The organism is Streptomyces sp. RK9, assembly GCF_045070545.1.
Taxonomy (GTDB): Bacteria; Actinomycetota; Actinomycetes; order Streptomycetales; family Streptomycetaceae; genus Streptomyces; species Streptomyces alboflavus.
In genome coordinates this window covers 1,707,718-1,726,478 of record NZ_CP173703.1, presented here as the reverse complement: position 1 = coordinate 1,726,478, position 18,761 = coordinate 1,707,718, and the positions used below count along the sequence as shown (strand labels likewise).

Here is an 18,761-nt window from a genome sequence, read left to right as displayed (position 1 = left end):
AGCCTCTCCCGCACGGCGAGCCCGGCCCGCGTCCGCCACGACGGCTCCACCCGGGCATCGGCCCCGGACCTCTCGTCCGCAGGATCCGGCCTACCCGCAGGGTTCCCCCGTCCCACCCGACCCGCGTCTACCGGATCTACCGGGTCTACCGGGTCTACCGGGTCTACCGGGTCCGCCAAGAGCACGTGTCCCACCGGAGCCCCCGGGCCCGCCGGGTCCCCAACGCCCTCGGTATCCCCATCACCGGCGCCGGCGCCAGGATGAGGACCGTCAACACCCCCAGCCCAGCCAGGAGTTCGGCGCCACCCTCGCTCACCCCTCAACGGCGGCGTCGGAGCCCGCCCCCGCCCTCCTCCCCGCACGCCCGGCTCGGCGAACAGCGTCTCGGCCCGCAGCCGCATCGCCTCCGCCGCCGCGCGCCTGCGCCGGGCCCGACGCCGAGCGTGGCGTCGTGTCGCATGTCCCCCCGCCACGCGGTGTTCCCCCGCGCGTCCTCCCGAGCCCGGCGCCCGCCCCGGGCCACTGCGCGTCGAACTTGTTGAACCTGTCGAACCGTCGCCCGGCGCCACCGCCGAACCATCGCTCACCGTCTCTGAAGCCGATCGAAGTCCCATGCCGAAAACGCTAGGCACCATCACGTAAACTTGTTGATCTTGCTCAATTCCCGGGGATTACCCGGAAGTTGTGGATAACTCCGCCACCCGCAAGGGTGAACCTCACCCAAGCGAGATCACCTCACCGAGGCGAGACCACAGCCCCGAGCAGTCCGGGCCCGGTGTGCGCCCCGATCACCGCGCCCACCTCGCTGACGTGCAGGTCGACGAGGCCAGGGACGCGGTCCCGGAGGCGGTCCGCGAGGGTCGCCGCGCGCTCGGGCGCCGCGAGGTGGTGCACGGCGATGTCCACGTCGTGTGCCCCGGCCCGCTCGATGACGATCTCCTCCAGGCGGGCGATCGCCTTCGACGCCGTGCGGACCTTCTCCAGCATCTCGATGCGACCGTCGTCCAGCGAGAGCAGCGGTTTCACGGCGAGCGCGGAGCCGAGGAGCGCCTGGGCGGCGCCGATGCGGCCGCCGCGGCGCAGATAGTCGAGGGTGTCGACGTAGAAGTACGCGGATGTCGCCGCGGCCCGTTTCTCCGCGGCCGCCACCGCCTCGTCCACCGTGCCGCCCGAGTCGGCGGTCTCGGCCGCGGCGAGGGCGCAGAAGCCGAGGGCCATCGCGACCATGCCGGTGTCGACGACGCGGACCGGCACGGGTGCCTCGCGGGCGGCGAGGACGGCGGCGTCGTACGTCCCGGAGAACTCGGCCGACAGGTGGAGCGAGACGATGCTGGTGGCGCCCGCCTCCGCGACCTTGCGGTAGGTCTGGGCGAAGACCTCGGGGCTGGGGCGCGAGGTGGTCACGGGGTGGCGTTTCTGCAGTGCCAGCGCGAGCGAGCGGGCGGAGATCTCGGTGCCCTCTTCGAGTGCCTGATGGCCCAGGACGACCGTCAGCGGCACCGCGGTGATGTCGTGCCGCTCCATCGTCCGTTGCGGCAGGTAGGCCGTTGAATCGGTGACGATCGCGACATGGCGGGACATGAGCTGGAGATTACCCGCAGGAACCCGGGTGCGGCAGTCCGACCCCTGCACGCGGGCGACGGGGGCGACGTGCCCCGGCGGGGCCGAGGGCATGCCGAGGGGGCGGGTGGTGGCCTTGGCGGCAGGCGCGGGTCAGGTGGTGCTCTCGGGCTTGGGCTTCTTCTGCCAGGGGTACGTCGGCTGCGGTGCCGGCGGGGTGATGGCGGGTCTGGTCGGCTCCTGGGAGGCGCGGTCGGCGCGGTCTCCTTCGGCCGCGCGGGCGGACGCACCCGGCCGGGACGGCTTGTTCAGGTCGGCTGCCGCGGAGCCCGACGCGGTCTTCGCCTGGTCGGTCGCCGGGGCCGTGGCGGGGTCGGACCAGGAGGTGAGGGGCTGGTCGTCGGAGGGTCCGTCCGTCCAGTGCCGCAGCGCGCCCGCTTCCATGTCGATCTGCTGGCTGAGCAGGTCCAGGTCGTCGTCCGCGAACTTGTGGGCGCGGTCGCGGGCCGCCCAGCGGAGTGAGTCGGCGGCCTTGACGATCTGCTCGGTGCGGTCCTTCAGGCCGGGCAGGCGCTGGCTGAGCTCGATGCGGTCGGGCTCGCGCTCCAGGCGCTTGAGCTCGTCGTCCAGCTCGTGGCCGTGGGCGCTCAGGCGCTGGAAGAGGGCCAGGGACTCGTGCAGCGAGGAGTCCTCGGCCACGCCCGCGCGCAGCGAGTCCTGGGTGGCCCGCATGGAGGTGCGCAGGCGCAGCCGCAGCTGGGCCAGCTCGCCGACGGCTCCGGGCTGGGCGAAGGTCCGCGCGCGCAGGGTGGTGTCCTCCACGGTGCGGCGGGCCTGTGTGATCGTGCGGTCCATGCCGCGGCGGGCCGCTCCGACCGCCTTGACCACCGCATACGCTCCCAGTGCCAGGAACAGCACGAAGAGCAGCGCGACCACTGCGATCACGGCTTCCACGATGCTTCTCCTTCGGCCCGGCGAATCGGTCCCCGGCGGTTCCGGGTGGTGCGGGATGGTGCGAGGGGTGGTGCGGGATGGTGCGAGATGGTGCGGGTCCTGCCGACGGTGCTGATCCGTCCGCTTCTGCACGGGCTGATCTCGCCGCCTTCTCCACGGTAAACGCAGCAACCCTCCTGAGGGTTCCAGCGGAACCCCCAAGCTGCCCGTAGGGGACTACCCCGATGCGCGTCGCCCGACCCGCAGTTGGCGGGCGGCCCCGGCGCGCCACGGCCAGCCGCGAACGGCCGCGACCAGTCACGAACGGCCGCCCTCAGCCACGAACGGCGGGGGGGGGGGCCCCCCCCCGGCCCCCCCCCCCCCCCCCCCCCCCGGCCCGGCCCCCCCCCCCGCCCCCCCCCCCCCCCCCCCCCCCCACCAACCCCCCCCCCCCCCCCCCCCCCCCCCCCCCCCCCCCCCCCAACCACCCGGCCCCCCCCCCCCCCCCCCCCCCCCCCCCCCCCCCCCCCCCCCCCCCCCCCCCCCCCCCCCCCCCCCCCCCCCCCCCCCCCCCCCCCCCCCCCGGGGGGGGGGGGGGGGGGGGGGGGGGGGGGGGGGGGGGGGGCCCCCCCCCCCCCCCCCCCCCCCCCCCCCCCCCCTCCCCCTGGAACGCCGGCGCGGTGCACCGGCTGGACGTCACACCGTGGCAGCACGCGCGCGTGGTGCCCCCGGCTGGTGCAGCAGCAGCGACAGGGCCGCCGCGAGCAGCGACACCCCACCGGCCATCACGTAGGCGCCGACGTAGCCCCAGGAGTCGACGACCATGGCGCCGAGACCGCCTCCGAAGAGACCGCTGACGAGCTTCGCGCTGTAGACCATGCCGTAGTTGGACGCGTTGTTGTTCTCTCCGAAGTAGTCGGGGACGAGCGCGGCGAACAGGGGGTAGAACGCGCCACCGGCGAAGCCGGACAGGAAGGCGAAGACCAGGAACAGCGGCTGGTTGTGCATCTCGCCCGCCCACAGGACACCGAACTGCGCGACGGCCAGCGTGAGACAGACGTACGTGAGGGTGTACCGGCGGCCGAGACGGTCGGAGAGCCAGCCCACGACGCCCCGCCCCGTGCCGTTGATCACCGACATGACGCCCATCGACGACGCCGCGATGAGCGGGCCGAAGCCCATGTCCTTGGCGAACGGGACCTGGAAGGAGATCCCGAAGATCGACACTCCGGCGCAGCACAGCATGCACACCCACATGAGCGGCACGACGCCGGTGCGTAACGCCTCACCGGGTGTGAACTGCGCGGCCGCCGGGGGGTTCTTCGCGAGCGCCATGGCGGTGCGCGGGTCGGTGGGGGGCCGCAGCGGATCGATGTCGGAGGGCCACCAGTTCTTCGGCGGGTCCTTGAAGAACATGCCCGCCACCAGAGTCACGGCGAGCACGTAGAAGCCGACGAGATCCAGCACGGTGCGGTAGTTGGAGGTGTCGAAGCCGTAGGAGAACAGGAAGATGAAAGGCACCGCTCCGTAGGCGAACCCTCCGTTGACGAAGCCCGTCTTGCCGCCGCGCCGCTCGGGGTACCACTTGCCGACCATGTTCACGCACGTCGAGTAGATCAGCCCGGAGCCGATCCCGCCCAGCAGGCCGAAGCCGACCATCGCGGCCGCCACGTTGGGTGCGTGGCTGAGGCTGACGAACCCGAGCAGGGACAGGACCGATCCCGTCAGCATGGCCTTGCGGCTGGTCAGGATGCCCTTCTCGCGGAGCTTCCCGGCGGGGAAGGACACGCTCGCCTGGAAGAAGATCCACACGCTCAGCACCCAGAAGGTGTTCGAGGACGACCAGTGGTGCGCCGCGGACAGGGTGTTCTCGGCCGCTCCGAAGGCGTACTCGAAGACACTGATGGCGATCATGGCCACCCAGGGGAGGACGACCATCGTCCAGCGTGGGCGCCCGAGGATGTCCCGGTCGCTCTCACCGATGCGGTAGACGCGTCCGCGCGCGTCCGTGACCTCCTGGAACTTCTCGTACGACGCGTCCGCGCGGCCGGACGCGCCGCTCGCGGCGAAGGGCTCCGCCGTCATATCAAGCCATCTCCTCACCTAGGGGTTGTGGATTGGGGTTGATGTCCTTGGGGTTCGGCCTGCCGGGTTGCGACAGGAAGAGCGCGACGAAGCCGGCGAACAGGGATATGGACCCGGCCAGGGTGAACGCGCCGGTGTGGCCCCAGTTGCTGACCACCACGGCGCCCATGCCGGAGCCGAGCAGTCCGGACACCAGCTTCGAGCTGTAGACAAGGCCGTAGTTGGAGGCGTTGTTGTTCTCTCCGAAGTAGTCCGCCGTCATGGCCGCGAACATCGGGAAGATGGCGCCGCCGCCGAAGCCTGAGATGCTGGAGAAGATCAGGAACAGCGGCAGGTTCTTGATCTCGGCGGACCAGAGGATGCCGTACTGCGAGAGGCCGAGGACGATACAGACGAAGATCAGGCAGCGCTTGCGTCCGTAGCGGTCCGAGAGCCAGCCGATGACGCCCCTTCCCGTGCCGTTGACGATGGCCTTCAGGGACATGGCCGTGGCGACGATTCCGCCCGCGAACCCGGCGTCCTCCCCGATGTCCACCTGGAACGCGATGCCGAAGATGTTCACGCCCGAGGTGCACAGCAGGCAGAACCACATCAGTCCGACGCGACCGGTCTGCCAGGCCTCCTTGGGGGTGTACTGGCGCACGGCGGGCGGGTTCATCGCCAGGGCGCGCCGGGCCCGCGGGTCGTCGGGCGGGCGCAGCGGGTCCACCTCGGCGGGCCACCAGTTCTTCGGCGGGTCCTGGAAGAAGTACCCGGCCACGGCGACCGTCGCCGCCAGGAAGAGCCCCACGGACACCAGCACCCAGCGGAAGTTGGACAGGTCCATGAAGCCGGTGAAGATGAAGACGAACGGCACCGAGCCGTAGGCGAAGCCGCCGTTGACGAAGCCGGTCTTGCCGCCCTTGCGCTCCGGATACCACTTGCCGACCATGTTCACGCAGGTCGCGTACACCATGCCGGCGCCCATGCCGCTGAACATGCCGAACCCGATGTAGGCGACGACCACATGCGGTGCGAAGGCGAGCGAGAGGTAACCCAAGAGGGTGCCGCACGCGCCGATCATCATCGCCCAGCGGGCCGGGAGCTTCCCGCTCTCGCGGAGCTTGCCCGCGGGGAAGGCCACGGCGGCCTGGAAGAAGACCCAGACGCCCAGCATCCAGAAGATGTGCAGACTGCTCCAGCTGTGCGCGGTGTGCAGCGTGTCCTCGGCGGACGCGAACGCGTACTCGGCCGAGCTGATGCCCATCATGCCCACCCACGGCAGGATGACCATCCACTTGCGTTTGCGGCCCATGATGTCGATGTCGGTCTCGCCGACCCGGTACATCCGGCCGTTGGAATCCGTCACCTCCCGGTAGGCGACGGGCCTGGATATGTCGGTTGTCGTCATGTCACTCAGCACCCCTTGCGTCGAAAAGTTCCTGGCCAGCGCCCCCTGTCCAATCCCTTTCGTGCGCGTACGGGCTCCGGGCCGGCCGACGCGCACCGTCGGCCGCCCCGTGCGCCGGTCACGTCATCGACCGCCCCCAAGGAGTCCGGCGGCGCGCGCCCAGCGGTACTTCGCGCCGAGCACGTCGACCGGCTTCTCCGTGGTGTACGGGTAGGCCACGACCCCCCGCTCGAAGAGGTACTGGCAGGCCTCCTCCACCTCGACGTCGCCCGCGAGCGACGCGACGACCGGCTTGTCGATGCCCCGCCCCCGGAACTCGGCGATCACGCGGGCCGTTAGTTCGGCAAAGACCATGGGAGGGGTGACGATGGTGTGCCAGTAGCCCAGTACGAGCGCGTGGATGCGCGGATCCTCCAGGCCGAGCCGGATCGTCGCCTCGTACGTCGAGGGGGGCTCGCCGCCGGTGATGTCGACGGGGTTGCCCGCCGCGCCGAACGGCGGGATGAACGCGCGGAAGGCCGCGTCCAGGTCGGGCGGAATGTCCATCAGCCGCAGGCCGTTGTCGGTGACCGCGTCGGAGAGCAGAACGCCCGAGCCGCCCGCCCCGGTGATGATGACGACGTTGTCGCCCTGGGGCGTCGGCAGGACCGGCAGCGCCCGCGCGTACTCGAGCATCTCGTTCAGCCCAGGGGCCCTGATGACCCCGGCCTGCCGCAGGATGTCGTCGTAGACCGCGTCGTCGCCCGCGAGCGCGCCCGTGTGCGATCCGGCGGCCTTGGCCCCCGCGGCCGTCCGGCCCGCCTTGAGGACCACGACGGGCTTCTTCGGCACGGTGGCCCGCGCGGCCTCCACGAACGCCCTGCCGTCCTTGAGGTCCTCCAGGTGCATCGCGATGCACTGGGTGCGGGGGTCCTCGCCGAACCACGTCAGGAGGTCGTCCTCGTCGAGGTCCGCCTTGTTGCCGAGGCCGACGATCGCCGAGACACCCGTCTTCGTGGCGCGGGCGAAGCCCAGGATCGCCATCCCGATGCCGCCGGACTGCGAGGTGAGCGCCACCCCGCCCTTCACGTCGTACGGCGTGCAGAACGTGGCGCACAGGTCCTGCCACGTCGAGTAGTAGCCGTAGATGTTCGGGCCGAGCAGCCGCACCCCGTGCCGCTCGCCGATCGCCACGATCTCGTCCTGGAGGGCCTGTTCACCGGTCTCGGCGAACCCCGAGGGGATGAGGACCGCGTTCGGGACGCCCTTCTGCCCGACCTCCTCCAGAGCGGACGCGACGAACTTGGCGGGGATCGCGAAGACCGCCACATCCACCTCACCAGGGACGTCCGTGACACTCTTGTACGCCTTGCGGCCCAGAATGTCATCGGCCTTGGGGTTCACCGGATGGATCTCCCCGGGGAAGCCGCCGTCGATGAGGTTGCGCATCACCGAATTGCCGATCTTGCCCGGCTCGTTGGAGGCACCGATGACGGCGACGGAGCGGGGCTGCATGAGGCGCCGCATCGAAGCCAGCATCTGCGCGCGCGTGTACGTGCGCCGCTCCTTGGGGGCCTCGGCGGCGAGGATGACGCGGATGTCCGCGGCGAGCGCGCCCTCGGGGGTCGCGACGACCGGATTGAGGTCGACCTCCGCGATCTCGGGGAAGTCGGTGACAAGGTCCGACACCCGGCGTATCTGCTCGGCCAGCGCCCAGCGGTCCACACCGGGCGCGCCCCGCACACCGTGCAGCACCTCCGCCGCCCGGATCGAGTCGAGCATCGAACGGGCCTCGTCGGCGTCGACGGGCGCGAGCCGGAACGTGATGTCCTTCAGGACCTCCACCAGGACACCGCCCAGACCGAACGCGACGACCTTCCCGAACGTCGGGTCGGTGACCGCCCCGACGATCACCTCCTGGGCGCCGGGTCCCGACGGCAGCAGCTCCTGCACCTGCACGCCGTCGACGCGCGCCGTGGGCGCGTAGGCGCGCGCGTTGGCGACGATCCGGTGGAAGGCCTCCCGTACGGCCGCGGCGCCCTCCACGCCCACGACCACGCCGCCCGCGTCGGTCTTGTGCAGGATGTCCGGGGACACGATCTTCATGACGACGGGCCCGCCGAAGCGCGCCGCGCACGCCACCGCCTCATCGACGTCCCGTGCCAGCTCCTCCCCGGGCACCGCGATCCCGTAGGCGTCCGCGAGGACCTTGCCCTCGGGCGCCGTGAGCAACGTACGTCCCTTGGCGCGCACGGAGTCCAGGAGCGCGCGCACCCGCTCCTTGCGGTCTTCGGCCTGCAATCAGATCACTCCGTTCGACTTGAGCAGGCGCAGTTCCTCGTCCCCGAGGCCGAGCTCGCCGATGAACACCTCTTCGTTGTGCTCGCCGAGCAGCGGCGAACTGACCACGTCCACGGGGGAGTCGGAGAGCTTGAGCGGCGAGCCGACGGTGGTGAACGCGCCGCGCTCGGGATGCGGGACCTCGACGACCATCTCGTTGGCGACCAGCGAGGCGTCCTCGATGATCTCCCTGGTCGACAGGATCGGGCCGCACGGGATGTTGTGGGCGTTGAGGCGCTCCAGGACCTCCCACTTGGGCAGCGTCGAGGACCACTCCTCGATCAGCTGGAACATCTTGGTGAGCTGCGGCAGCCGCGCCTCGGGGGTGGCCCACTCGGGGTCTTCGGCGAGCTCAGGGCGCCCGATCAGCTCCGTGATGGGCTTCCAGCCGACGGGCTGCACGATGACGTACACGTAGTCGTTGGGACCGCCAGGGGCGCACTTGACGGCCCACCCGGGCTGCCCGCCCCCGGAGGCGTTCCCGGAGCGCGGCACCTCGTCCCCGAAGTCGTCGTTCGGGTACTCGGCGAGGGGTCCGTGCGCGAGGCGCTGCTGGTCGCGCAGCTTGACGCGGCACAGGTTGAGGACGGCGTGCTGCATGGCGACGTTCACACGCTGCCCGCGGCCGGTGTTCTCCCTCTGGAAGAGGGCGGCGAGGATGCCCGCGACGGCGTGGATGCCGGTCCCGGAGTCGCCGATCTGCGCGCCGGTGGCGAGCGGCGGGCCGTCCTCGAAGCCGGTCGTCGACATGGAGCCGCCCATGGCCTGGGCGACGACTTCGTAGGCCTTGAAGTTGGTGTAGGGGCCGTCTCCGAAGCCCTTGATCGAGGCGTAGACGACGCGCGGGTTGATCTCCTGGATGCGCTCCCAGGTGAAGCCCATGCGGTCGACGGCGCCCGGGCCGAAGTTCTCGACCATCACGTCCGCGCGGCGGATCAGCTCCGTGAGGAGTTCCTTGCCGCGCTCGGTCTTGGTGTTGAGGGTGATGCTCCGCTTGTTGCAGTTGAGCATCGTGAAGTAGAGCGAGTCCACGTCCGGCAGGTCGCGCAGTTGCTTGCGCGTGATGTCGCCGGTCGGCGCCTCCAGCTTCACCACGTCCGCGCCGAGCCAGGCGAGCAGCTGGGTCGCGGAGGGGCCGGACTGGACGTGCGTCATGTCCAGGACGCGGATTCCTTCGAGAGCCTTGGTCACGTCCGTGTCACCTCACTTGTACATCGTCTGGTTCATGGTTCCGGGGGCGTACGCGTCCGGGTCGACCCACACGTTGATCAGGGAGGGCTTGCCGGACTCGCGGGCGCGGCGCAGCGCGGGGCCGATGTCGGCGGGGTCGCGGACCTCTTCGCCGTGTCCGCCGAGCATCTGGGCGAACTTGTCGTAGTGGACGTCTCCGAGGGTGTTGCCGACCCGCTCGCGCTCTTGGCCGTACTTGGCCTTCTGGCCGTAACGGATCTGGTTCATGGAGGAGTTGTTGCCGACGATGCCGACGAACGGCAGGTTGTAGCGCACGAGGGTCTCGAAGTCCCACCCGGTGAGGCTGAAGGCGCCGTCTCCGAAGAGCGCGACCACCTCCTTGTCGGGCCGCGCCTGCTTGGCGGCGAGCACGAAGGGGATGCCGACGCCGAGCGTGCCGAGGGGGCCGGGGTCCATCCAGTGGCCGGGGGCCTTGGGCTGGACGACCTGCCCGGAGAAGGTGACGATGTCGCCGCCGTCGCCGATGTAGATCGAGTCCTCGGTGAGGAAGTCGTTGATCTCGCTCACCAGGCGGTACGGATGGATGGGGGAGGCGTCGGACCTGAGGCTCGGCAGCCGCTTCTCGAGGGCTGTCTGCTCGGCGGCCCGCAGCTCGTCGAGCCACTCCTTGCGCCGGGACGCGCCTCCGTTGACGCGCCCGGACGCCGCCTCGGTCACCGACTTCAGGACGAGCCCGGCGTCGCCCACGATGCCGAGGTCGATGTCGCGGTTCTTGCCCACGGTGCGGTAGTCGAGGTCGACCTGGACGACTGTCGCGTCCGCGGAGAGCCGCTTTCCGTACCCCATGCGGAAGTCGAAGGGCGTGCCGACGATGACGATGAGGTCGGCGTTGGAGAAGGCGTAGCGGCGCGACAGCTGGAAGTGGTGCGGGTCCCCGGGGGGCAGGGTGCCGCGTCCCGCCCCGTTCATGTAGGCGGGCACGTTGAGGGTGCGGACCAGTTCGGTGGCCGCCGCGGTCCCCCGGGTCGTCCACACCTGGCTGCCGAGCAGGATGGCGGGCTTCTCGGCGTGCACGAGGAGGTCGGCGAGCTTCTCGATCGCCTCGGGGTCGCCGGCCGAGCGTGTCGAGGCGCGGTAGTGGCCCGCGCGCGGGACGCGTGCCTTGTCGGCGGGGACCTTGGCGTCGAGCACATCGCGGGGGATCTCCAGGAAGGAGGGCCCCGGAGCGCCGTGGTAGCACTCGCGGAACGCCATGGACACCATGTCGGCCGCGCGCGCGGTGTCCGGCACGGTCGCGGCGAACTTGGTGATGGGCGTCATCATGTCGACGTGCGGGAGGTCCTGCAGTGAGCCCATCTTGTGCTGGGTGTGGGCTCCTTGGCCGCCGATCAGCAGCATCGGGGACTCCGCGCGGAAGGCGTTCGCGACGCCCGTGACGGCGTCGGTGGTGCCCGGTCCGGCCGTCACCACGGCGCAGCCGGGCTTGCCGGTGATCCGCGCGTAGCCGTCGGCCGCGTGCGCGGCGACCTGTTCATGGCGTACGTCGACGACGTCGATCCCCTCGTCGACGCAGCCGTCGTAGATGTCGATGATGTGTCCGCCGCAGAGGGTGTAGATGACCTCCACGCCCTCCGCCTTGAGTGCTTTGGCGACCAGATGCCCACCGGAGATGAGGGTGTTGTTGTCGCTGCTGTCGTCGGGCATGGCGAAGTCCTGTCCCTTCGTAGGGGAGTTGGAGTGCGCTCGTCCGCGCTCGGGGCGCCCTCACAGTACATTGCATACAGTCGACGAATACTGTATGAAGCTTGTTATCCCGCATCCGGTGGGTGGTGTCCAGGGGGCGTGCGGCACTTTCCAGACAGGAGCCGGAATGGACCTGTACGAGCACCAGGCAAGGGAACTCTTCGAGGAATACGGCATCTTGGTGCCGCGTGCCGAAGTCGCCGACTCGGCGAAGCGGGCCCGCGCGAGCGCCGAGCGCCTCGGCGGCCGTGTCGTCGTGAAGGCGCAGGTCAAGACCGGTGGCAGGGGCAAGGCGGGCGGCGTGAAGTTCGCCCGCGACCCGGCCGCCGCGGAGCTGACCGCCCGGCAGATCCTGGGCATGGACATCAAGGGCCACACGGTCCGCGAGGTCATGCTCGCCCAACCCGTGGACATCGACGCCGAGTTCTACGTCTCGTACGTACTCGACCGCTCCCAGGGACGATTCCTCGCGATCGCCTCCGCCGAGGGCGGCATGGACATCGAGGAGGTGGCCGCCACCCGGCCCGAGGCGGTGCTCCGGACGGCGATCGACCCCTTCGAGGGCGTGTCCCGTGCGAAGGCCGCGGAGATCGCCGCGGCGGCGGGGCTGCCCGAGGCCGCCGCCGACACCCTGACCGCCCTGTGGAACGTACTGATCAGGGAAGACGCCGTGCTCGTCGAGGTGAACCCGCTCGTGCGCACCGCGCAGGGGCAGATCCTCGCACTTGACGGAAAAGTGACCCTCGACGACAACGCGTGGTTCCGGCAGACCCGTTGGGGCGCGCCAGGCCCCGCGCGCGACCAGGGGGCCGACGAACTGGAGGCGGCCGCGGCCGCCAAGGGACTCAACTACGTGAAGCTCGACGGCGAGGTCGGCGTCATCGGTAACGGCGCCGGCCTCGTCATGTCCACCCTCGACGTCGTCGCCGGCTGCGGCGCCCGGCCCGCCAACTTCCTGGACATCGGCGGCGGAGCCTCCGCGCAGATCATGGCCGACGGCCTCTCCGTCATCCTCTCCGACCCGTCCGTCACCGCCGTGTTCGTGAACGTCTTCGGCGGCATCACCGCCTGCGACGCGGTCGCCGACGGCATCGTGCGGGCCCTGGAGTCCGTACGCCTGACCAAGCCCCTCGTCGTCCGGCTCGACGGCAACAACGCCGCACGGGGGCGCGCCATCCTCGACGAACGCGGCCACCCGCTGGTCGAACAGGCCACCACCATGGACGGCGCCGCACGCCGCGCCGCCGAACTCGCCCACGCAGCCTGAGGAGCCGGCCATGGCCATCTACCTGACCAAGGAGAGCAAGGTCCTCGTCCAGGGCATGACCGGGGGCGAGGGCATGAAGCACACCCGGCGCATGCTCGCGGCCGGCACGGACGTGGTCGGCGGCGTCACCCCGCGCAAGGCGGGCCGCAGCGTCGACTTCGACGACCGCGCGGTGCCCGTCTTCGGCTCCGTGCGCGCGGGCATGGACGCCACCGGCGCGGACGTCACTGTCGTCTTCGTGCCACCCGCCTTCAGCAAGGCCGCGGTCATGGAGGCGGCGGACGCCGGGATCGGACTCGCCGTCGTCATCACCGAGGGCATCCCCGTCCACGACACCGTCGTCTTCCACGCGTACGCCCAGCGGCACGGCACCCGCGTCATCGGCCCCAACTGCCCCGGTCTGATCTCACCGGGCCAGAGCAACGCGGGCATCATCCCCGCCGACATCACCAAGCCCGGCCGCGTCGGCCTGGTCTCCAAGTCCGGGACCCTCACGTACCAGCTCATGTACGAACTGCGCGACACCGGCTTCTCCACCTGTGTGGGCATCGGCGGCGACCCCGTCGTCGGCACCACCCACATCGACTGCCTCGCCGCCTTCGAGGCCGACCCCGACACCGAACTGATCGTCCTCATCGGTGAGATCGGCGGCGACGCGGAAGAGCGCGCCGCGGCCTACATCGAGGAGTCCGTGAGCAAGCCCGTCGTCGCCTACATCGCCGGGTTCACCGCGCCCGAGGGCCGGACCATGGGACACGCGGGCGCCATCGTCTCCGGCACGTCCGGCACCGCCCGGGCGAAGAAGTCCGCGCTGGAGGCCGTCGGGGTCCAGGTCGGCAACACCCCCACCGAGACGGCCCGGTTGGTGCTCGAACGCCTCGCGGAAGCCTCACGCTGACGCCCGACCCGGCCCGAAGTGACCTCACTCATAGGTGACTGGCCGCGACTCCACTACCGTCCCCGAGCGACGTACGAAGACCGCGGCCACCGCCGTCCCGTACGCGCAGCCATGCACCCCGCCCCGACTGTGCACCGTGAGCGGAGAGAACCGAATGGCACCCACGACACCCACCCTCGACACCTCCTCCCTCCCCGACGACCCCCGCACTCCTCGCGTCCTCAAGGCAGGAACGGCCTGGGCCGACGCCTGGGAGCGCTGCCTCACCGTCGCCCCCGAGGCCTTCAGGGACGACCGCGTGCTGAATCTGTGGCACGGCGGCTGGCGCCCCGATGGCCGCCCCCTGCCCGCCACCAGCCCCGTCGACGCGAGCCCCATCGCGGGCCCGCCCCGACTCGACGCGGACGCCGCCCGCAGGGCCGTGCGCGCCTCGCTCGACCAGCACCGGGCCTGGCGCCACGTCCCGCTGCCCGAGCGCCGCGCCCGCGTCGCCGCCACCCTCGACAGCCTCACCGAACACCGGGAACTCCTGGCCCTGTTGCTCGTCTGGGAGATCGGCAAGCCCTGGCGACTCGCACAGGCCGACGTGGACCGGGCCATCGACGGCGTCCGCTGGTACGTCGACGGCATCGAGCCGATGGTCGAGGGCAGGTCCCCGCTGGACGGGCCCGTCTCGAACATCGCGAGCTGGAACTATCCGATGAGCGTGCTCGTTCACGCCATGCTGGTACAGGCACTGGCAGGCAACGCGGTCATCGCCAAGACCCCGACCGACGGCGGCGTCTCCTGTCTCACCTTGGCGTGCGCCCTCGCCGCCCGCGAAGGGATTCCCGTCACACTCGTCAGCGGCAGCGGCGGTGAGCTGTCCGAAGCACTCGTGCGCGCCCCCGAGATCGGCTGCGTCTCCTTCGTCGGCGGCCGGGACACGGGCGCCGCGGTCGCCACGGCCGTGGCCGACCTCGGCAAACGACACATCCTCGAACAGGAGGGACTGAACACCTGGGGCATCTGGAACTACAGCGACTGGGACGCACTCGGCGCGGTGATCCCCAAGCTCTTCGACTACGGCAAGCAGCGCTGCACGGCCTACCCCCGCTTCGTCGTCCAGCGCGAGCTGTTCGACTCCTTCCTGGCCGCGTACCTGCCCGCCGTGCGGACCGTGCGCGTCGGCCACCCGCTCGCCGTCGCCGGGCCCGACGACCCGTTCCCGCACCTGGACTTCGGCCCACTGATCAACGCGGCCAAGGCCAAGGAGCTGACCGACCAGGTCGCGGAAGCCGTCGACCGCGGCGCTGTGCCGCTGTACCGAGGGGCCACCGACGCGGACCTCTTCCTGCCCGGCCAGGACACGTCCGCGTACGTGCAGCCGGTCACCCTGCTCGCACCACCGCCGTCGTCCCCGCTGCACCACGCGGAGCCGTTCGGGCCCGTCGACACGATCGTGCTCGTCGACACCGAGGCGGAGCTGCTCGCCGCCATGAACGCCTCCAACGGCGCGCTGGTCGCCACGCTGTCCACCGACGACCCGGAGACGTTCGACCGGCTGGCGCCGCAGATCCGGGCGTTCAAGACCGGCCGGGGCAAGCCCCGCTCCCGCGGGGACCGCGATGAGCTGTTCGGGGGCTTCGGCGCGTCCTGGCGCGGCGCGTTCGTCGGCGGGGAACTGCTGGTGCGGGCCGTCACGCAAGGGACGGAGGGGGAGCGGGCGCCGGGGAACTTCCCCAGCTATCACCTGATGGCCTGAGCCGGGGGTGGGGGTGCGGCGGGTGCCCTGCCGTACCCCCACCGCATCGGTACGGGGGCGGGCCGTCCGCTAGCCGATGCCCTGCCGGTCCGGCAGCAGCGCGAAGTCGCGGTCCGCTGCCTCCGGCACCAGTCGCTCCACCGCCTGCTCCAGGAGCGCCCGGTGCCGTAGGAGCGGTGCCCTGCGGCCGTCGGGCGCGAGCAGGAGCAGATCGTCGATCCCGGCCAGCATGCGCCGGGTGACCTGGGGATGCCCGGCCGCGCAGCCACGGATCTCGGTGAGCCCGAGGTCCACCAGGTCCTGCCAGTCGGGCACCGGCTGGACGAGCCGCACCGTCCCGCGCCGGTCGCGATGGGGCAGCGCGCCCAGCGGGTAGCGGGCGACCGACGCCAGGAACTGCACGATCCGGTCCAGGGCCTGCACGGCGGTCGTCGGGTCGTTCACCGCAGGGGACAGGGCCCGCAGGGCGATGTCGGACAGCTGCCGGAGCCCGAAGCCGAGGTCCTGGTGGAAGGTCCGCTCCACCCCGACCGACACCGCGTAACGCAACGCGCGGCGACCGGGAGCGGGGCCGCCGTACACCGCGAACACCGGAGTGCCCGGCACCATGAAGTCCCCGATGCGCGGCAGCAGCCGCAGCACGACCCCCTGGCGCCGCGCGGCCCGCACCACCCGTGCGATGTGCACGTCCCGCAGCACCCCGGCCCGGCCGTCATGGGTGATCCGGGCCGTCTCGGGCCCGAGACGGTCGTCGTCGAGCTCACCCTCGGTCGGATGCCGCACGGCCACCCGGAACGCCTCGCGCGCGATCCGGTCGATCACGAAGCCGATGCGCATCATGCGCAGCGTGCCGTTCACGTAGGCGATGAACAGGAGCAGGCTCAGCAGCACCATGAGGACCGCGAGCAGGCCCTCGATCAAGGGCACGCTCGTCACCAGACGCGGATCCTGCTCGCTGTCGAAGGACGTCAGCGTCAGCAGGGAGAACAGGAACGTCGCGAGGAAGACCGTCAGGGTGACCTTGGTGATCCGGGAGCGGACGTAGAGCCGCACCACCCGGGGACTGAACTGGCCGCTGGCCATCTGCACGGCCACCAGCGAGATGCTGAAGACGACACCGATGAAGGTCATCATCGCCGAGCTGATGGTGCTGATGACCGCCTTGGCGTCCTCGGCGAGCTGGTTCAGGTCCTTGAGGGTGTCGTACTCCTCGTCGTCCTGGAGGAGGCGCACCAGCTCCGCGTCCACCTCCGCGGCCGCCCACCACAGCAACAGGGAGCCGACGAGCCCCACCGTGGGCGCGAACCACATCGTGTCCCGCAGATGCTCGCGCAGCGGCGAGAGGACCCGGGGCCGCCGGACCCGCCCCTCACCCGGAGAATGGGTAAGCAAACCGTCACTCATGGTGAAACCTTAGGCGTGCTCGCGGACCGTGCCGCGTGTTGCGCGGCCACCCGGCGTAGGTCACGGATACGCAGGTGAAAGGCACTCCGAAACCTTGGTATTGTTGTCTTCGTCGCCGAGGGAAACACCCCGGAGCGACAGACACCTAGTCCGGGTGGCGGAATGGCAGACGCGCTAGCTTGAGGTGCTAGTGCCCTTTATCGGGCGTGGGGGTTCAAGTCCCCCCTCGGACACAGACAACATCCCCTGCGGGTTCTCCCGCAGGGGATGTCTGCGTTTGCGGACCGCCCGCTCGCCGAGGGGGAGGGCCCGCTGGGAGCCCTCCCCCGGGAGGTGCCGGAACATTCGACGGCCGGCCGCCGTCGGGCGTGCCTCAGACCGTCAGAACTTCACCGGCAGGCTGGTGAGGTGCATGCCCTCCCCGGGGACCGGCGCGTACTGCAGGTCCTTGCGGTCCACCGCGAGCCGCAGGCCCTCGTGCTTGAGCAGGAGCTGGTTGAGGACGATCTCCGTCTCCAGCTTCGCGAGCGAGGCGCCGATGCAGTAGTGCGGGCCGTGGCCGAGGGCGATGTGGCCCACGCCGGCGCCGAGCTTGCGGGAGATGTCGAGCTTGGTGGGCTCGCTGTACTCGGCCGGGTCGTGGTTGGCGCCGAGCAGCGAGGCGTTGACGACCTCGCCCTGCTTGATCGGGCAGCCCTTGAACTCCAGGTCCTCGGTCGCGTACAGCGGCGCGCCCATGGGCACGGCGCTGGCGAAGCGCAGCAGCTCGGGAACGGCCGTGGTGGCGAGCAGCTCCGGCTGCGCGCGCAGCTTGGCCAGCTCCTCCGGGTGGTCGAACAGCGCCAGCACGGCCTCGCTCAGGAAGTGCGCGGGCGGTGCGATACCCGTGTTGATCAGGAGCAGGAAGACCGCGATGATCTCGGTCTCGGTGAGCTTGTCGTCGCCCTCGTCCTGCAGCAGGCCGGAGACCAGGTCCTCGCCGGGCTCGGCGCGGCGCTTCTCGATCAGCGCCTTGCAGTACTCGACGATGCCCTGGATGGCGGGGATGAAGTGCTCCGGGTCACCGGAGGCGTAGCCCTGGATGAAGCCCTGGACGGTCGGCTGGTCCTCTGCCTCCACGCCCATCAGCTCACAGATGGCCGTGGCGGCGATGGCGTAGCCCAGCTCGCTGACGAGGTCGGCCTCGCCCTTGGCCTTGAGGCCCTCGTAGATGGCCTCGGTGACCTGCTCCAGCTGCGGGCGCAGCGCGTTGACGCGGCGGGCCGTGAAGGAGCGGACGAGCAGGTTGCGGACCCGGGCGTGCTCGTCGCCGTCGGAGAGCACGAGGATGCCCAGGTACTGCGCGTACTCGGCGGGAAGGCCGTAGGCCGCGATCATCTGGTCCGCGATGCTGGGGCCCTCCTGGCCGGCCAGCTTGGTGGCGTCACGCACGAAACGCGGGTCGGTCAGGGCGTCCTTGGCGTCCTCGTAACCCGTGACCAGCCAGACCGGGGTCTCCAGGCCGGGCAGGGAGACATGGACGAGCGGACCTTTCTCGCGCAGATCCGCGTATTTCGTCGGGTCGCTAATGGTTTCGGGCGCCAGGCTGACGAGTTGCTCCGACACGATGAATCTATCTCCTTAGGTCTGCGGAAAACCCCGCCCTGGCGGGTGCGGTTGCGTCCGGGCCGGACCGGCGGGGTTTTGGCGCGAAGGTGCAGACGAGCCTCTGGTTGATATCAACCGGACAGCCGCCGACTCGCGGCCGAGAGTATGTGTGCACGGCGACCGGTTCGCCGTCGACTTCCTCTCGGGGCGATCAATGTAGAACGAGAACATAGCAGCGCGGAGACGAATATCCAGGGGCCGGTTCCGGTTCCGCGGGCCCGGTAACTGGAGGCCCACGGGGGCGGTTTGGCCGGAGGGCCGGGATGAGGACGCGGTGCCGTGCGGAGAGGTTGTCTCCTTGTGCGGCGCAGGCCGGACAAGGGTGAAATCGCGGTTGACGTCGCAGGGCGAAGGGGGCAATGCCCTCTTTCAAGGACCGCGCCACGAGGTCGGGACGGTGCGTTGCTTACGGTGGTGGCGTCAGAATTTCTAACGCGTTCCTAATACGCACCCGATTCACGGTCTTATTGACCTTGCCCGTTAAGGATCCGTAAAGAGCTGTCCGGTCGCCGGGACGCCTCTGAATAAGGCCCTCATTGCTCTTGACGGAATCTTATCGCGGAAGTTCGGCGGGAATGTT

At 70.6% G+C, this 18,761-nt stretch carries 12 protein-coding genes and 1 tRNA gene; 4 read left to right on the top strand and 9 right to left on the bottom strand.

Annotated features, from left to right (window positions below; genetic code table 11):
* Window positions 1–735: 735 nt before the first annotated feature.
* The 7 genes from AB6L24_RS06685 to AB6L24_RS06655 all read right to left on the bottom strand — a co-directional run bounded on the left by AB6L24_RS06685 (window position 736) and on the right by AB6L24_RS06655 (window position 11,182).
* On the bottom strand, window positions 736–1,581 hold the full coding sequence (locus AB6L24_RS06685; protein WP_405653174.1) for a DegV family protein: 846 nt from the start codon (window positions 1,579–1,581) through the stop codon (window positions 736–738).
* Window positions 1,582–1,713: 132 nt separating this feature from the next.
* Window positions 1,714–2,514: a hypothetical protein gene (locus AB6L24_RS06680; protein ID WP_405653171.1), complete on the bottom strand. Its 801-nt coding sequence runs from the start codon at window positions 2,512–2,514 to the stop codon at window positions 1,714–1,716.
* Window positions 2,515–3,189: 675 nt separating this feature from the next.
* Entirely contained in the window at window positions 3,190–4,578 is a 1,389-nt protein-coding gene (locus AB6L24_RS06675) for an OFA family MFS transporter (protein ID WP_405653169.1), read from the bottom strand.
* A 1-nt stretch (window position 4,579) separates the two neighbouring features.
* Complete coding sequence (locus AB6L24_RS06670; protein ID WP_030360248.1) at window positions 4,580–5,968, bottom strand: OFA family MFS transporter; 1,389 nt, start codon at window positions 5,966–5,968, stop codon at window positions 4,580–4,582.
* A gap of 123 nt (window positions 5,969–6,091) precedes the next feature.
* Complete coding sequence (locus AB6L24_RS06665; protein ID WP_405653167.1) at window positions 6,092–8,248, bottom strand: acetate--CoA ligase family protein; 2,157 nt, start codon at window positions 8,246–8,248, stop codon at window positions 6,092–6,094.
* Window positions 8,249–9,478, bottom strand: a complete 1,230-nt coding sequence (gene frc, locus AB6L24_RS06660; protein ID WP_405653164.1) for a formyl-CoA transferase — start codon at window positions 9,476–9,478, stop codon at window positions 8,249–8,251.
* Between the two features lie 12 nt (window positions 9,479–9,490).
* Complete coding sequence (locus tag AB6L24_RS06655) at window positions 9,491–11,182, bottom strand: thiamine pyrophosphate-binding protein (protein ID WP_405653162.1); 1,692 nt, start codon at window positions 11,180–11,182, stop codon at window positions 9,491–9,493.
* 166 nt (window positions 11,183–11,348) lie between these two features.
* On the opposite strand from AB6L24_RS06655, the gene sucC reads away from it, so the two are divergent.
* The 3 genes from sucC (at window position 11,349) to AB6L24_RS06640 (ending at window position 15,130) form a co-directional block, all read left to right on the top strand.
* Window positions 11,349–12,488, top strand: coding sequence for an ADP-forming succinate--CoA ligase subunit beta (gene sucC, locus AB6L24_RS06650; protein WP_405653159.1), 1,140 nt, complete (start codon window positions 11,349–11,351; stop codon window positions 12,486–12,488).
* Window positions 12,489–12,498: 10 nt separating this feature from the next.
* Window positions 12,499–13,386, top strand: coding sequence for a succinate--CoA ligase subunit alpha (gene sucD, locus AB6L24_RS06645; RefSeq protein ID WP_405653157.1), 888 nt, complete (start codon window positions 12,499–12,501; stop codon window positions 13,384–13,386).
* 154 nt (window positions 13,387–13,540) lie between these two features.
* Window positions 13,541–15,130: an aldehyde dehydrogenase family protein gene (locus tag AB6L24_RS06640; protein ID WP_405653154.1), complete on the top strand. Its 1,590-nt coding sequence runs from the start codon at window positions 13,541–13,543 to the stop codon at window positions 15,128–15,130.
* A 69-nt stretch (window positions 15,131–15,199) separates the two neighbouring features.
* Here the strand turns inward: AB6L24_RS06640 and AB6L24_RS06635 are convergent, their stop codons facing one another.
* On the bottom strand, window positions 15,200–16,534 hold the full coding sequence (locus tag AB6L24_RS06635) for a DUF2254 domain-containing protein (RefSeq protein WP_405653151.1): 1,335 nt from the start codon (window positions 16,532–16,534) through the stop codon (window positions 15,200–15,202).
* A gap of 148 nt (window positions 16,535–16,682) precedes the next feature.
* Between AB6L24_RS06635 and AB6L24_RS06630 the strand changes: the two genes are divergently transcribed.
* Window positions 16,683–16,767 (top strand) — tRNA-Leu (locus AB6L24_RS06630).
* 148 nt (window positions 16,768–16,915) lie between these two features.
* On the opposite strand, the gene AB6L24_RS06625 is transcribed toward AB6L24_RS06630, so the two are convergent.
* Complete coding sequence (locus AB6L24_RS06625) at window positions 16,916–18,139, bottom strand: cytochrome P450 (RefSeq protein ID WP_405653149.1); 1,224 nt, start codon at window positions 18,137–18,139, stop codon at window positions 16,916–16,918.
* Window positions 18,140–18,761 lie beyond the last annotated feature (622 nt).